The 14,866-nt window shown below is 40.3% G+C and carries 16 protein-coding genes; 13 read left to right on the forward strand and 3 right to left on the reverse strand.

All coding sequences use genetic code 11. The annotated features are described in order from the left end of the window. The first annotated feature begins 90 nt into the window (after positions 1-90). From CTY47_RS06940 to CTY47_RS06980, 9 genes are all read left to right on the forward strand, one after another. Positions 91-1,005: a glucosaminidase domain-containing protein gene (locus CTY47_RS06940; RefSeq protein WP_099464131.1), complete on the forward strand. Its 915-nt coding sequence runs from the start codon at positions 91-93 to the stop codon at positions 1,003-1,005. A gap of 47 nt (positions 1,006-1,052) precedes the next feature. Continuing rightward, a complete protein-coding gene (locus CTY47_RS06945) occupies positions 1,053-2,219 on the forward strand; it encodes an AIR synthase related protein (protein WP_099464132.1) in 1,167 nt (388 codons plus the stop codon). 8 nt (positions 2,220-2,227) lie between these two features. Continuing rightward, entirely contained in the window at positions 2,228-3,337 is a 1,110-nt protein-coding gene (gene prfA, locus CTY47_RS06950) for a peptide chain release factor 1 (protein WP_099464133.1), read from the forward strand. Positions 3,338-3,376: 39 nt separating this feature from the next. Then, positions 3,377-4,219, forward strand: a complete 843-nt coding sequence (gene pyrF / locus CTY47_RS06955; protein ID WP_099464134.1) for an orotidine-5'-phosphate decarboxylase — start codon at positions 3,377-3,379, stop codon at positions 4,217-4,219. 90 nt (positions 4,220-4,309) lie between these two features. Continuing rightward, entirely contained in the window at positions 4,310-5,350 is a 1,041-nt protein-coding gene (gene lpxD / locus CTY47_RS06960; RefSeq protein WP_099464135.1) for a UDP-3-O-(3-hydroxymyristoyl)glucosamine N-acyltransferase, read from the forward strand. Between the two features lie 10 nt (positions 5,351-5,360). Continuing rightward, positions 5,361-6,746: a bifunctional UDP-3-O-[3-hydroxymyristoyl] N-acetylglucosamine deacetylase/3-hydroxyacyl-ACP dehydratase gene (locus tag CTY47_RS06965; protein WP_099464136.1), complete on the forward strand. Its 1,386-nt coding sequence runs from the start codon at positions 5,361-5,363 to the stop codon at positions 6,744-6,746. An 11-nt stretch (positions 6,747-6,757) separates the two neighbouring features. After that, positions 6,758-7,543: an acyl-ACP--UDP-N-acetylglucosamine O-acyltransferase gene (gene lpxA, locus CTY47_RS06970; protein ID WP_099464137.1), complete on the forward strand. Its 786-nt coding sequence runs from the start codon at positions 6,758-6,760 to the stop codon at positions 7,541-7,543. Positions 7,544-7,684: 141 nt separating this feature from the next. Continuing rightward, on the forward strand, positions 7,685-8,245 hold the full coding sequence (locus CTY47_RS06975; RefSeq protein WP_099464138.1) for an IS1096 element passenger TnpR family protein: 561 nt from the start codon (positions 7,685-7,687) through the stop codon (positions 8,243-8,245). A 189-nt stretch (positions 8,246-8,434) separates the two neighbouring features. Beyond that, positions 8,435-8,701, forward strand: coding sequence for a GNAT family N-acetyltransferase (locus CTY47_RS06980; protein WP_099464139.1), 267 nt, complete (start codon positions 8,435-8,437; stop codon positions 8,699-8,701). An 18-nt stretch (positions 8,702-8,719) separates the two neighbouring features. Here CTY47_RS06980 and CTY47_RS06985 read toward each other — a convergent pair whose 3' ends face one another. Together CTY47_RS06985 and CTY47_RS06990 are read right to left on the reverse strand one after the other, a co-directional pair. Continuing rightward, a complete protein-coding gene (locus tag CTY47_RS06985; RefSeq protein ID WP_099464140.1) occupies positions 8,720-9,448 on the reverse strand; it encodes an SDR family NAD(P)-dependent oxidoreductase in 729 nt (242 codons plus the stop codon). A 39-nt stretch (positions 9,449-9,487) separates the two neighbouring features. Beyond that, a complete protein-coding gene (locus CTY47_RS06990) occupies positions 9,488-9,859 on the reverse strand; it encodes a DMT family protein (RefSeq protein WP_099464141.1) in 372 nt (123 codons plus the stop codon). Between the two features lie 150 nt (positions 9,860-10,009). On the opposite strand from CTY47_RS06990, the gene miaA reads away from it, so the two are divergent. Then, positions 10,010-10,903, forward strand: coding sequence for a tRNA (adenosine(37)-N6)-dimethylallyltransferase MiaA (gene miaA, locus CTY47_RS06995; RefSeq protein WP_099464142.1), 894 nt, complete (start codon positions 10,010-10,012; stop codon positions 10,901-10,903). Here miaA and CTY47_RS07000 read toward each other — a convergent pair. Further along, positions 10,885-11,625: a tRNA 2-thiocytidine biosynthesis TtcA family protein gene (locus tag CTY47_RS07000; RefSeq protein WP_099464830.1), complete on the reverse strand. Its 741-nt coding sequence runs from the start codon at positions 11,623-11,625 to the stop codon at positions 10,885-10,887. The genes miaA and CTY47_RS07000 overlap by 19 nt on opposite strands. A 286-nt stretch (positions 11,626-11,911) precedes the next feature. On the opposite strand from CTY47_RS07000, the gene CTY47_RS07005 reads away from it, so the two are divergent. The 3 genes from CTY47_RS07005 to floA are packed head-to-tail and all read left to right on the forward strand — an operon-like array spanning position 11,912 to position 14,866. Further along, positions 11,912-13,351, forward strand: a complete 1,440-nt coding sequence (locus CTY47_RS07005) for a tetratricopeptide repeat protein (RefSeq protein ID WP_099464143.1) — start codon at positions 11,912-11,914, stop codon at positions 13,349-13,351. 18 nt (positions 13,352-13,369) lie between these two features. Continuing rightward, positions 13,370-13,849 carry an NfeD family protein gene (locus CTY47_RS07010; protein ID WP_099464144.1) on the forward strand — a complete coding sequence of 160 codons (480 nt, stop codon included), beginning with the start codon at positions 13,370-13,372 and terminating at the stop codon, positions 13,847-13,849. Between the two features lie 24 nt (positions 13,850-13,873). After that, positions 13,874-14,866 carry a flotillin-like protein FloA gene (gene floA / locus CTY47_RS07015; RefSeq protein WP_099464145.1) on the forward strand — a complete coding sequence of 331 codons (993 nt, stop codon included), beginning with the start codon at positions 13,874-13,876 and terminating at the stop codon, positions 14,864-14,866.

Consider the following 14,866-nt stretch of genomic DNA (forward strand, 5'->3'; position numbering starts at 1 on the left):
AAGATACGTTTATTTTATAAAACATGAGGTAAAATCGGTTCGTTGTATTTATCTTTGCGAAAATAATTACTCATAAGGAAACAAAGAATTATGAAATTTCTTGTACGCGTCTGCGGACTTATTGCACTGTTAATAACACTATATGCCACTGGTGCCAGTGGGCAACGTAAACTAGCATCTTATCAGAAATATATTAAAGAATACAGTGGATTGGCTGTAGATCACCAGCGTAAATATCGCATTCCCGCAAGTATAACTCTTGCACAAGGTTTATTGGAATCAGGAGCAGGACAAAGCAATTTAGCTCAACGTTCCAATAATCATTTCGGAATCAAATGCCATGCCGAATGGCGCGGAGGCCGGGTATATCATGATGATGATTTGCGAGGCGAATGCTTCCGCAAATACAAGCGCGTAGAAGATTCTTATACGGATCATTCAAAATTTCTTGCAGAACGTTCACGCTATGCTTCTTTATTCAAATTAAATATCAAAGACTATAAAGGTTGGGCCAGAGGATTACAAAAATGCGGCTACGCAACAGATCGTGCTTATGCAAATAAACTAATCAAAGTAATTGAGGATTATGAACTTTACCGCTTTGACTCCAATAAAGGAAAAAATAGGGTATCAAAACAATCGCAAAGTCCATCCTATACAACTGTTAAACGAACAATTTACCGAACCAACGGTCTTCTTTATGTATATGCAATAGACAACGACAGCTTCGACCGGATAGCAGCCAGTTTAGGCTTCAAAGCAAAAGAACTGATAAAATACAACGAAGTTCCCGAAGACTTTCCTTTACAGAAAGGAGACATCGTTTATCTGGAAAAGAAAAAGAAGAAAGCCGACAAGCCAAGCTATGACCATGTGGTACAAATTGGCGAGTCTATGCACAGTATCTCCCAAAGGTATGGAATACAACTGAAGAGCTTATATAAATTAAATAAAAAGCATAAAGATTATATTCCTGAAGAAGGAGATGTGCTAAAACTTAGATAAGTAACATAAAAAAGTATTACCTTTGCGATTCAAAATAAAGTATTACAATGAGTGACCAACGTTATAACCTGCGCGGCGTATCAGCTTCAAAGGAAGATGTTCACAACGCAATAAAGAACATCGACAAGGGAATTTTCCCAAAAGCTTTCTGTAAAATTATACCGGACATTCTGGGAGGTGATCCCGGATATTGCAACATTATGCACGCAGATGGCGCCGGCACAAAATCATCCCTTGCTTATATGTACTGGAAAGAGACCGGAGACATTTCGGTATGGAAAGGTATTGCGCAGGATGCACTAATTATGAATATTGACGACCTGCTTTGTGTAGGAGCTGTAGATAATATACTTGTTTCATCTACAATAGGACGTAATAAACTATTGATTCCCGGAGAAGTAATTTCCGCCATTATAAACGGAACAGACGAGCTACTGGCAGAATTACGCGAGTTAGGTGTTGGTTGCTATGCTACCGGAGGCGAAACTGCCGATGTTGGCGATTTAGTACGCACTATAATTGTTGACAGTACTGTAACTTGCCGAATGAAGCGTGCCGACGTAATAGACAACAAAAACATTCAAGGCGGCGACGTAATCGTAGGTATGGCTTCTTTTGGACAAGCAACATACGAAAAAGAGTATAATGGCGGTACAGGTAGTAACGGGCTTACATCCGCCCGCCATGACGTGTTTGCTAAATATCTGGCATCAAAATATCCCGAAAGTTATGATGCAGCCGTACCGGAAGAGCTTGTTTATTCCGGCAAATTAAAATTAACAGACCAGATCGAAGAATTAGGTATCGATGCAGGAAAATTAGTACTGTCCCCTACCCGGACTTATGCACCCGTAATCAAGGTATTACTTGACAAATTGCGTCCGCATATCCATGGAATGGTTCACTGCTCGGGGGGAGCGCAAACAAAAGTAATGCATTTTGTAGAAAACAAACGGGTAACAAAAAACAACCTGTTCCCTGTCCCTCCATTATTCCGTATCATCCAGGAACAAAGCGGAACGGATTGGAGTGAAATGTATAAAGTGTTTAACATGGGGCACCGCATGGAAATATACATCGCTCCGGAATATGCAGATGAAGTAATCAGCATTTCCAAGAGTTTTGGCATCGATGCACAAATAGTAGGTTTCGTAGAAGAAGCCCCGAAGAATGAATTGATTATTGAAAGCGAAAAAGGTCGCTTTGTTTATTAATATATTAAATGGCAGAAAGCAATTTATTAGATAAATTAGACGGATTGGTAAGCCGTTTTGAAGAAGTCGGTACATTAATTACCGACCCGGCAGTGATTGCCGATATGAAACGGTTCGTTAAACTGAATAAAGAATACCGCGACCTTGAAAAGATTGTAAATACACGTGAGGTATATGTAAAAACTCTAAACGGCATCCAAGAAGCGCGTGAGATATTGGACAACGAGCAAGACCCTGAAATGAGAGAAATGGCTCGTGAAGAGTTAGACGCATGTAACACACGTATTCCGGAATTAGAAGAAGAGATTAAATTACTTCTGGTTCCTACCGATCCCCAGGACGACAAAAATGCAATTGTTGAAATACGTGGGGGAACGGGCGGTGATGAAGCTGCACTTTTTGCCGGAGATCTTTACCGGATGTATATAAAATACTGCGAAGCTAAAGGCTGGAAAGTATCCGTGTCCAGCATAAGCGAAGGTTCGTCGGGAGGATTTAAAGAAATCATTTTCACTGTTAGTGGCGAAAAAGTATACGGAACGCTTAAATACGAATCCGGAGTACATCGCGTACAACGCGTACCTGCAACAGAAACGCAAGGACGTGTACACACATCGGCAGCTACCGTAGCAGTATTACCCGAAGCTGACGAATTCGATGTGGAAATAAACGAAGGGGAAATCAAATGGGATACTTTCCGTTCAGGAGGTGCCGGTGGCCAGAATGTTAACAAGGTTGAATCCGGTGTCCGTTTGAGATATGTATGGAAAAATCCCAACACAGGTATAAGTGAAGAAATTTTGATCGAATGTACAGAGACACGCGACCAACCGAAGAATAAGGAACGTGCTCTTACCCGTCTTCGCTCATTCATATACGACAAAGAACACCAGAAATATCTGGATGATATAGCTAGTAAGCGTAAGACAATGGTCTCTACAGGCGACCGTTCGGCAAAGATTCGCACATATAATTATCCGCAAGGACGTATAACCGATCATCGCATCAATTATACTATTTACAATCTGTCTGCTTTCATGGATGGAGACATACAAGGATGCATCGATCAACTGATTGTAGCAGAAAATGCAGAACGTCTGAAAGAGTCAGAATTATAAACACGGAATACATCATTTAAAAGAAGATATTTAAAGGGTATGAACAAACAACAGTTATTTGAAAACATTAAAAAGAAACAGTCTTTCCTTTGTGTTGGACTAGACACTGATATAAAAAAGATTCCTCAGCATTTATTGTCAGAGGAAGATCCTATTTTTGCATTCAACAAAGCAATCATTGATGCAACAGCCGACTATAGTGTAGCCTATAAACCCAATTTAGCTTTTTATGAGAGTTTAGGTGTAAAAGGAATGAACGCTTTTGAAAAGACCGTTTCATATTTGAAAACCAATTACCCGGATCAATTCATCATTGCGGATGCCAAACGCGGCGACATTGGAAATACTTCTGAAATGTATGCCCGCTCTTTCTTCGACCATATCAAAGTTGATGCTGTCACTGTAGCACCCTATATGGGAGAAGATAGTGTAAAACCATTCCTTATTTACCCGGAGGCGTGGGTAATTTTGTTGGCATTGACTTCAAACAAAGGTTCACATGATTTCCAATTGACAGAAGATGCTAATGGCGAACGTCTGTTTGAAAAAGTATTGAAAAAATCTCAAGAATGGGCAACCGATGAACAAATGATGTATGTTGTAGGTGCAACGCAAGGCAAAATGTTCTTAGATATCCGCAAACAGGTTCCGAACCACTTCCTGCTTGTTCCGGGAATTGGTGCTCAAGGAGGCAGCTTAGCTGAAGTTGCACAATACGGAATGAATGATATGTGTGGTTTACTGGTAAATTCGTCACGAGCTATCATATATGCAGATAAATCAGAAAATTTTGCCTCTTTCGCCCGCGAAGCAGCGCAAGCCGTACAAAAGGAAATGGCAGGCTACCTGTATGATAAAGGAATAATTCCTTGTAAAGCATAGGCAAAACAAATATTTTTCACCATTTTTGCAAACCGGTTTATCTTAATATCAGACATAACCAACAGATATACTTAATAATATTAATATATAATGGAGTTTTCAGCCCAACAAATTGCAAGCTTTCTGGGAGGAACAATAGAGGGGAATCCCGATGTGAAAGTAAGCAACTTTTCTAAGATAGAAGAAGGCAAACCAGGAACATTATCATTTCTGGCCAACCCCAAGTATGAACATCACATCTATAACACCGAAGCTAGTATTGTTTTGGTTAACAATGATTTCACTCCCACAGAACCAGTAAAGGCAACTCTGGTGAAAGTAGCAAACGCTTATGCAGGATTAGCTATGTTGCTCAATATGGTTGAACAGACTAAAAAGCCAAAGGCTGGAATAAACTCAACTGCATTTATCGCAACGACTGCCACTATAGGAGAAGGATGTTATATCGGTAATTTTGCTTATATCGGAGAAAACGTAAAACTGGGCAATAATTGTCAGGTTTATCCCCATGCTTATGTTGGAGACAATGTAACTATAGGTGATAACTGTATATTATATCCTCATATCACAGTCTACAGAGATTGTATTATCGGAAACAACTGTATCCTGCACGCTGGTTGTGTGATAGGTGCCGATGGATTCGGTTTTGCCCCCGAAGGTGAAAGTTATAAAAAAATACCCCAACTAGGCAATGTAATTATTGAAGATGATGTAGAAATCGGGGCAAACACTACTATCGACCGTGCCGTAATGGATTCTACAATTATTCGCAAGGGTGTAAAGTTGGACAATTTGGTTCAAATAGCACATAATGTTGAAGTAGGCGATAACACGGTAATGGCTTCCCAAGTAGGAATTGCAGGTTCCGTAAAAGTCGGCAAGCATTGCATGTTTGGAGGACAAGTCGGATTGGCTGGTCATATTCATATTGCAGACAATGTGGTATTCGGAGCACAAGCTGGCGTTATAAGCGATATAAAAGAAGCTACAACCGTATTAGGTGCACCCGCTATTAATGCAAAGGCATTTATGCGTTCCAGTGCTATTTTTAGCCGTCTGCCGGATATGTACCGTACTATGGGACAATTGCAACGCGAGATAGAACAACTCAAGAAAGAAATTAATAAATAACATAAATTCTATGCATAAACAAAAGACGCTTGCAGCAAGTTTCTCTTTACACGGGAAAGGGTTGCACACGGGATTAGATATACAAATTACATTTAATCCGGCTCCTGAAAATCATGGATACAAAATTAAACGTGTTGATCTTCCGGATCAACCGGAGATCGATGCTTTGGCAGAAAATGTTGTAAATACACAACGTGGTACTGTTCTTTCCAAAAACAATGTCCAGATAAGCACTGTAGAACATGCTATGGCTGCTCTTTATGCTTTTGGTATTGACAACTGCCTGATAGAAGTAAACGCACCCGAATTTCCTATATTAGACGGAAGTTCCCGCTTTTATACAGAAGAAATCCAGAAAGTAGGCGTAGCAGAACAAAACGCTCCGAAGGATTACTATATTGTGAAGCACAAAATAGAAGTAAAAGATGAAGAAACCGGTTCATCTCTTGTTATCCTGCCGGACGACAAGTTTAGCATTAATGTTCTGATCTCTTTCGATTCTCCTGTTTTGTCAAACCAATTCGCAACATTAAACGACCTGAGCGAATTTCCTACCGAACTTGCAGCATCACGCACCTTCGTTTTTGTACGCGAAGTTGAGATGTTATTAAAAAACAACCTGATTAAGGGGGGAGATTTAGATAACGCAATTGTTATCTACGACCAAAAAGTTTCTCAGGAATCCCTCAACAAACTGGCTGATATGCTTAACATTCCTCACAAGAATGTGCAAGACCTCGGATATATTAATAATAAGCCGTTGGTATTCGACAATGAACCGGCGCGCCATAAGTTGATCGATGTTATCGGAGATATAGCTCTAATCGGAAAACCGATCCGTGGCCGGATCATAGCAACCCGTCCGGGACATAAGATCAATAACCAGCTAGCACGTATGATCCGTAAAGATATCAAACTAAACGAAGTACAAGCTCCTGTTTATGATCCGAACACTACACCCGTAATGGACATCAACCGCATCCGCGAATTATTGCCACACCGTTATCCATTCTTATTAGTTGATAAAATCATTGAGATTGGTGGCGATTATATAGTTGGTATAAAGAATATCACGACTAACGAACCTTTCTTTCAGGGACATTTTCCACAAGAACCTGTTACGCCCGGCGTGCTTTTGGTTGAAGCAATGGCGCAAACCGGAGGTTTATTAGTACTAAACTCTGTAGATGAACCCGAACGCTACTCCACTTACTTCATGAAAATAGACGGTGTCAAGTTCCGTCAGAAAGTAGTACCGGGTGATACTTTGATTTTACGCTTAGAATTGTTAGCTCCTATTCGACGCGGTATTTCTACCATGAAAGGATATATCTTCGTTGGCGACAAACTGGTTTGCGAAGCAGAATTCATGGCACAAATTGTCAAAAACAAATAATACATACAGAAATGAATATATCTTCACTAGCAGTTGTTCATCCCGAAGCAAAGATCGGCGAGAATGTAACGATCGATCCGTTTGCAATCATTGAAAAAGATGTCGTTATTGGCGACAACTGTCATATATATCCTCATGCTGTTATATTAAATGGAGCCAGAATTGGTAAAAATTGTAATATATTTCCCGGTGCCGTTGTAGCAGGTATTCCCCAGGATTTAAAATTCAAAGGAGAAGTTACAACTGCCGAAATCGGAGACAATACAACTCTGCGCGAATGTGTAACCATAAACCGCGGTACTGCTTCCAAAGGAAGCACTATTGTAGGTAGCAACTGCCTCATTATGGCATACTCGCATATTGCCCACGACTGCGTATTGAAAGACAATATTATCATTGGTAACTCTACTCAGGTTGCCGGTGAAGTCGAAATAGATGACTTTGCCATCGTGAGCGGAGGTTGTCTGGTTCACCAATTCAGCCGGATTTCAAAGCATGTTATGGTACAGGGCGGTTCACGTATTGGTAAAGATATTCCTCCTTACACGCTGATCGGACGCGATCCGATTGTATATTGCGGTATAAATATTGTAGGTCTGCGTCGTCGCGGATTCACAAACCAACAAGTATTCCTGATCCAGGATATTTATCGCACATTATATACTCGCGGATTAAATAATACAGAAGCGCTGAAAGCTATTGAGACCGAATACGAACCAAGTGAAGAAAGAGATTTGATATTAAATTTCATCAAATCTTCCAGCCGCGGAATCGTCAGAGGTTCGATAGACGAATAATTCATCCAGAAGATATAAGTAAAATAAGCGACCTCCTCCATCTCCGACAAAGAGATAAGGAGGTCGCTTATTTTTTACCCTATTTATAAGGATAAATAGATATTTTTACTACTTTTGAAGCATCAAAAAACAAGTAAGATTATGCTATTTAGATTTCTTATCCTATCAGATGAAGTTGATGACTTCAAACGTGAAATCAAGATCGATTCCGAAGCCACCTTCTTGGATTTACATAACGCAATCCTGGATTCCGTAGGTTATACAAAAGACCAGATGTGCTCTTTCTTTATTTGCGATGACGATTGGAGCAAGAAAACAGAAATCACTTTAGTTGAAATGGACACTTCTTCTGAAGTAGATAGTTATATCATGGAAGAAACTCCATTGGAAGAACTTTTGGAAGATGAACATCAAAAATTGCTTTTCGTATTCGACTACATGACAGAGCGCGCTTTCTTTATGGAATTACGTGAGATAGTACCCGGAAAAGATTTGGACAAACCAGTTTGCAGCAAGTCCATTGGCATGCCACCCGCCCAGGTTATTTCTTTCGATGAATTTGAAACCAAGAACAATAGTACCGAAATAGGAGAAGACTTTTACGGCGATTCCGAATATGACATTGACGAACTGGATAAAGAAGGTTTTGAAGGATTAGGAGAAGGGCCTATGGATAATCCTTACGATGACGAAAAATTCTAAAATAATTACTTAATACATAAAAAGAAAGCATCCGCTGTAATAATCTTTACAAACGGATGCTTTCTTCTTATATACCCGTTCTTTATTAATCAGACCTCCCCGAAAACAATTCATCTGTTTAATCCGTTATAAAAACAAGCGGCATTGTATAGTTGTAATATAAACTTTAAACTTCATAAAACTATAAATATGGAATACCAGATAGGACATTATCCGGAAAAACATCGCTTCGAAACAGAAGTAGACGGAATAAAAGCTTACGTAGAATACCGCTTATATGACGGTGGTCTCGATATCTTACATACAGTCGTTCCTCGTCCGATAGAAGGTAGAGGCATTGCTGCCGCTTTAGTCAAACATGCATACGATTATGCAAGAAGCAACAGATTGAGAGCTTTGGCAACCTGTTCTTATGCTGTTGTCTGGTTAAACAGGCATCCTGAATATAAAGAATAACGAAAGCCGGCTTTATATTTAATTATTTCTAACCGGTAAGTTACGCCAAAGCCAACGGGGAATCATCCTCCAGAAAAAGACAAGCACCGCATACCGGAAATCAATAGTTGCAACATGCCGTTTATTATTCAAAGCCCGGATTATATGTGAAGCAACTTTATCCGCATGCATTAGCATCGGGTATTTATCATTCTTCAACAAAGCAGTCGCAACAAACCCCGGACGAACGTCGGTAAATCGGATATTCAGTTTCTCCATACAGGATAATTGTTCCAGTGCTTCAATATAGGTATTCTGAAAACGTTTCGTAGCCGAATAAGCCGGAGCCGATCCCAAACCTTTTGTTCCGGCAATAGAACTGATTACAGCAATATGTCCTCCGCTTTGTTTCCTGAAATAATCAAAAGCAGTGGTCACCATACGTATAAAACCTTCCACATTTGTCTTTGCCGTATTTAATTCGATCTGTATATCTAATTGCAGATTCTGGCTACCAACACCCGAACTCAGAAAAAACAAATCCATTCCCCCCAACTTATTTATCAGTAGTTGCAACTTTTCAGGAGCATCCGCTTCGGTTACGTCTAACACCTGTATTTCTACCTTTTCCGGGGCCAGAGCCTGAAATTTTTCAAGTTCCTCCTGTCTGCGGCCAGCCACCCCTATCCGCCATCCCAGCTTCAAATATCCTTTTGCCACTTCGTTACCAATACCTGAAGTTGCACCAACTATGACAATTCTTTTCATAAGACAAACCGGTTATTACTAATTAAGTATAGAAAGATTTCATTTCTTAAATACCAGATAAACCGCTGCAACCAGCAACACACAGGCTAAAGCATGGTTCCATTTAAACGATTCCCCTTTAAAAGCAATCGTACTGAAGCAAACAAAAACAATTAGTGTAATTACTTCCTGTATCACTTTCAACTGTATCAGATTAAACGGTCCTCCATTCTCGCGGAAGCCGATACGGTTTGCCGGCACCTGGCAACAATACTCAAAAAAGGCAATTATCCAGCTAAATAAGATTACTCCTATCAACGGCAAATGCTCAAACCAACTAAATTGCTGCTTCATCTTCAAATGCCCATACCACGCACACGTCATAAAAATATTAGAAACAATCAACAATAAAATAGTATAAAACCCCTGCATAATGTTATCTGTATTAACTCTTAATAAGGCGCAAAATTATACATAATCTGCAATAGGCAACCGTTTCCTCTTCAAAATATTCGTATCTTTGAACCACCTTTGGCTGCAAAAACGCAGTAAAGGTTTCGTATATTTTACAGATCGTCTCCTATGAACACATTAATCATATTATTAGGCCCTACAGGAGTGGGCAAAACAGAACTCAGTCTACGTATTGCCGAACATTTCCGTGCCCCTATCATTTCTGCCGACTCACGCCAGTTATACCGCGATCTGCCAATCGGCACAGCTGCTCCTACGGCAGCCCAAATGGCACGGGTAAAACATTATCTGGTAGGTACATTAGCACTGACCGACTATTATAGCGCCAGTAATTTCGAAGAAGAAGTAGTATCTCTCCTCCCTTCTTTATACCAAACTACCTCAACCGTTATTATGACTGGCGGTTCTATGATGTATATTGATGCTGTGACAAAAGGCATAGACGATATTCCTACGGTAACGCCGGAAATACGTAATTCCATTTATGCCCAATTCGAACGCAAAGGATTAGCCAATATATTGGCAGAGCTGAAAGTATCCGATCCTGTGCATTATGAAGAAGTAGACCGGAATAACTATAAGCGTGTTATTCATGCTGTTGAGATTTGCCGTATGACCGGAAAGCCCTACTCCTCTTTCCGTACGAATATCAGAAAAGAACGTCCGTTCAAAATAATAAAAGTAGGTTTAACACGCGAACGCGAAGAGCTATGCAACCGGATCAATCTCCGTGTAGATCAAATGATGGCTGACGGATTACTGGAAGAAGTCCGCCGGGTATATCCATATAAACACCTCAATTCGCTGAACACAGTAGGCTATAAAGAACTTTTCAATTATCTGGACGGTGCATGGACATTAGATTTTGCTGTAGAGAAAATTAAACGCAACTCACGCGTTTATGCCCGAAAACAGATGACCTGGTTTAAACGCGACGAAGAAATCCGCTGGTTCCATCCGGATAACGAAGCGGGAATCTTGTCTTATTTATGTGGTAAGTAATCTTGTTGGATATTCGTCATACTAGCCCAGATACTATAGCGGGCTTCGGGATTAATAGCCTCCAGGCGTGCAAGAACATCCTTCATTACAGAACGGCTTGAACCGGATTCATACGGACAGTTCTTTATTTGTTTCCGATAACCTTTCCATTCTGCAATACGGATTAATTCTTTCTCTTCTACCAAACATAAGGGACGAATAATTTCCATGTCAAACTTGTCCATCTTCAGTTTAGGCGGCATTGTCCCGAAAGCTCCCTGATGAATCATATTCATTAGTAAAGTTTGCAAGATATCGTCCTGATGGTGCCCTAAGGCTATTTTATTGCAACCATTTGCTTTTGCTATATCAAACAAAGCCTTCCGGCGTGTCCACGAACAAAGGAAACAAGGTGATTTACGCGTATCGGTAGAAGCATCAAAGCCCGTTTCATGCACAATGAAAGGCAAACCATGTTCATCGGCACAACTTTTCAGATAATCTAAATCCGAACGATACGGGATAGTAGACATTACAATATGGGTGACCACTACCTCGAACTTAGGACGGAATATTTTAGAACGGCGCCCCAGCAAATCCACTAGAGCCAACGAATCTTTTCCACCCGACAAACCAACCAATATTCGGTCTCCGTCTTGAATCAGGCTATAATCAAAAATAGCCTTCTTAACCTTTTCCTCTATTTTGCGAAACAATAATTCCTCTTCCGTCAATTTTGCCATATATAACAGTAAATATAAAAGACAAAAGTAAGCATTAATATCTGTTTCCTCCAACATTATCCTATACCCTTTTCATACAAAAAAAACAGCCATTTCCTACCGACAAACGAATCGGCTCATACTTATGAATTATATAAATCGAAGTTATGAACCAAATAATTTATACTTATGATTCAATTAAATCTTCGGGATGGGAACTTTATTTATTTACATAAGTTTTTTCACCGATTGCTTTTAATATATAAGCAAAGCCATTATCTTTGTGTACACTAGAAGACATGAAGAAATGAAACGGTTATCAAAAAAAGTAATTTATACGATAGGTATCGCTTTATTATGCGGAAGTTTGCAGGCGCAAAGCCTGGATCAAGCCAAACGATTATACACCGAAGGAAAATATGCAGAAGCCAAGCCTGTGTTTGAGAAATTAGTCAAACAAGCACCCAGTAATGCTTCATACAACCATTGGTATGGCGTTTGCTGCTTTGAAACAGGAGAGCTTTCCAAAGCAGAAAAGCATCTAAGCGTTGCCGTTAAACGAAAAATTCAGGATGCTTACCGTTACTTAGGAGACGTTTATTACCAGACATACCGCTTTGACGAAGCATCTGATATATACGAAGAATACATAGACCTTCTGACCAAAAAGAAACAACCGACAGAAACCGTAGACGCAAAACTGAATTTAGCAGAAAAGGCATCCCGTATGCTGGACAAAGTAGAGGATGTCCAGGTTATAGATAGCATGGTTGTAGACAAAAATGCTTTCCTTTCGGCTTATACATTAAGTGAAGAAAGCGGTAAGTTGATGTATTTTCAAGATTTCTTTGAAACTTCGGAGCCGGTAAACTCTACCGTTTACATGAACCAAAAAGGAGACAAAATATATTATGCCCATCCCACGGATGAAAACCATTATTGCCTGTTCAACCAATCTCTTTTGATTGACAAATGGGGAGACGAAAAACAACTACCCATGAATATTAACAGTAATGAAGACGACAATTATCCTTTTGTTCTTTCCGATGGAGTTACAATTTACTATGCATCCAAAGGAAACGGCACGCTGGGAGGCTATGATCTGTTTATAACCCGTTATAATTTAGGTTCGGACAACTATCTTACTCCGGAGCAATTAGGCATGCCCTACAATTCGCCTTATAACGATTATATGATGGTTATAGACGAGGCTAAAGGACTAGGATGGTTTGTTTCAGACCGCTATCAACCGGAAGACAAGGTATGTGTATATTTATTTATTCCAAATGACAACCGTTCACGTGTAGAAAGCGACGATATTGAAGTTAAACGGGCACATGCGACTCTTACTTCCATACAAAGCACATGGAAACATGACAGTAATTACGAGAATCTGATCAAACTGGCCCATAAGGAAATTCCTTACGGCAGAGCAGAGATTAAAAAAGACTTCGAATTTGTAATAAACGACAACACCGTATATTATACGATGGATGACATCAAAAGCCCCGAAGCCAAGAACCTCTATTCGAAAGTAGTAACATTAAATAAACAGATCAAAGAGATCAACAATAAACTGAATAGTCTGCGTACAACGTGGAACAACAGCAACAATGCCAAGCGTGATCAATTAAAGCCTCAGATTCTGCAAGCAGAAGATCAACTATACGAATTGCAGAGCCAGCCCGCCGAACTTGAAAAGAGAGCGCGTAATGCAGAAATTAATTTCTTGAAAAAGAACAGGTGAAACAGTTAACAAACTATTATGATACTGGATATTGCCATCATTGCATTCCTTTTGATTGTAGCCATAGTGCTCATTCTGTTGGAAATATTCTTCTTACCGGGAATTACACTAGCCGGTATAGGTGGATTTATTTTTGCGGCAGGCGGCATTATATTTGCCTATTCAGCCGGGACGATGATAGGCCACATATCATTAATAGCATCGATTCTGGTTTTCGGTATCGCCTTTGTATGGCTGATGCGGTCTAATTCATTCAGCCGGGTAGCTTTAAAGACAGACATCAATTCCAAACTAACTTCAAGTCGAGATCTGGGCATCCAACCTGGCGACGAAGGTATTACTTTATCCCGTCTGGCCCCTATCGGCAAAGCCCGTATAAACGGAATCAATGTAGAAGCAAAGTCCGAAGAAGAACTTTTAGACGAAAATACTCCGGTTATCGTTGTCCGCGTAGACAGTTACAATGTGATTGTAAAACCAAAAGACGAACAAAATTAAGTTACACATTTAAAATTAAACAATATGGAAATGACCTTTTTGCCTCTTATTCTGCTGGGTGCTGCGGTACTGCTACTGGCAATCTTTTTCTATTATGTACCATTCCTGTTGTGGATATCAGCAAAAGTATCGGGTGTAAACATTTCACTGATTCAACTCTTCCTGATGAGAATCCGTAAAGTGCCTCCTTACATCATTACCCGTGCTATGATTGAAGCACATAAAGCAGGTCTGAAAACATTGACCCGTGACGAACTGGAAGCACACTATCTGGCCGGCGGACATGTAGAAAAAGTGGTTCATGCCCTTGTTTCCGCATCCAAAGCAAACATCGACCTACCCTTCCAGATGGCAACAGCAATTGACCTGGCCGGACGCGACGTGTTTCAAGCCGTACAAATGTCGGTAAACCCTAAAGTAATTGATACACCACCGGTTACAGCCGTTGCTAAAGATGGCATCCAGTTAATTGCAAAAGCCCGTGTAACAGTTCGTGCTAATATCAAACAGTTGGTAGGTGGAGCCGGAGAAGAAACAATCCTTGCCCGCGTTGGCGAAGGTATTGTATCATCAATCGGTTCGTCGGATAGTCATAAAACAGTACTCGAAAACCCGGATTCCATATCCAAATTAGTATTGCGCAAAGGGCTGGATGCCGGAACCGCTTTCGAAATCCTGTCTATCGATATTGCAGACATCGATATAGGTAAAAATATCGGGGCTTACTTACAGATGGACCAGGCGCAAGCAGATAAGAATATAGCCCAGGCAAAAGCCGAAGAACGCCGTGCAATGGCAGTAGCTCTTGAACAGGAGATGAAAGCTAAAGCACAAGAAGCGCGTGCTAAAGTTATAGAAGCAGAAGCAGAAGTTCCAAAAGCTATGGCAGATGCTTTCCGTAACGGAAATCTGGGAGTAATGGATTATTACAAGATGAAAAATATAGAAGCAGATACTTCTATGAGAGAAGCCATTGCCAAACCCAGCAGTGCTCCTTCCAAACCATTAAAAGATTAG

The organism is Parabacteroides provencensis (assembly GCF_900232875.1).
Lineage (GTDB): Bacteria > Bacteroidota > Bacteroidia > Bacteroidales > Tannerellaceae > Parabacteroides > Parabacteroides chinchillae.

Bases quoted from the DNA above. Each gene is read 5' to 3' on its own strand.
- CTY47_RS06940 (WP_099464131.1), top strand. From the start codon at position 91: ATGAAATTTCTTGTACGCGTCTGCGGACTTATTGCACTGTTAATAACA.
- CTY47_RS06945 (WP_099464132.1), top strand. From the start codon at position 1,053: ATGAGTGACCAACGTTATAACCTGCGCGGCGTATCAGCTTCAAAGGAA.
- prfA (WP_099464133.1), top strand. From the start codon at position 2,228: ATGGCAGAAAGCAATTTATTAGATAAATTAGACGGATTGGTAAGCCGT.
- pyrF (WP_099464134.1), top strand. From the start codon at position 3,377: ATGAACAAACAACAGTTATTTGAAAACATTAAAAAGAAACAGTCTTTC.
- lpxD (WP_099464135.1), top strand. From the start codon at position 4,310: ATGGAGTTTTCAGCCCAACAAATTGCAAGCTTTCTGGGAGGAACAATA.
- CTY47_RS06965 (WP_099464136.1), top strand. From the start codon at position 5,361: ATGCATAAACAAAAGACGCTTGCAGCAAGTTTCTCTTTACACGGGAAA.
- lpxA (WP_099464137.1), top strand. From the start codon at position 6,758: ATGAATATATCTTCACTAGCAGTTGTTCATCCCGAAGCAAAGATCGGC.
- CTY47_RS06975 (WP_099464138.1), top strand. From the start codon at position 7,685: ATGCTATTTAGATTTCTTATCCTATCAGATGAAGTTGATGACTTCAAA.
- CTY47_RS06980 (WP_099464139.1), top strand. From the start codon at position 8,435: ATGGAATACCAGATAGGACATTATCCGGAAAAACATCGCTTCGAAACA.
- CTY47_RS06985 (WP_099464140.1), bottom strand. From the start codon at position 9,448: ATGAAAAGAATTGTCATAGTTGGTGCAACTTCAGGTATTGGTAACGAA.
- CTY47_RS06990 (WP_099464141.1), bottom strand. From the start codon at position 9,859: ATGCAGGGGTTTTATACTATTTTATTGTTGATTGTTTCTAATATTTTT.
- miaA (WP_099464142.1), top strand. From the start codon at position 10,010: ATGAACACATTAATCATATTATTAGGCCCTACAGGAGTGGGCAAAACA.
- CTY47_RS07000 (WP_099464830.1), bottom strand. From the start codon at position 11,625: ATGGCAAAATTGACGGAAGAGGAATTATTGTTTCGCAAAATAGAGGAA.
- CTY47_RS07005 (WP_099464143.1), top strand. From the start codon at position 11,912: ATGAAACGGTTATCAAAAAAAGTAATTTATACGATAGGTATCGCTTTA.
- CTY47_RS07010 (WP_099464144.1), top strand. From the start codon at position 13,370: ATGATACTGGATATTGCCATCATTGCATTCCTTTTGATTGTAGCCATA.
- floA (WP_099464145.1), top strand. From the start codon at position 13,874: ATGGAAATGACCTTTTTGCCTCTTATTCTGCTGGGTGCTGCGGTACTG.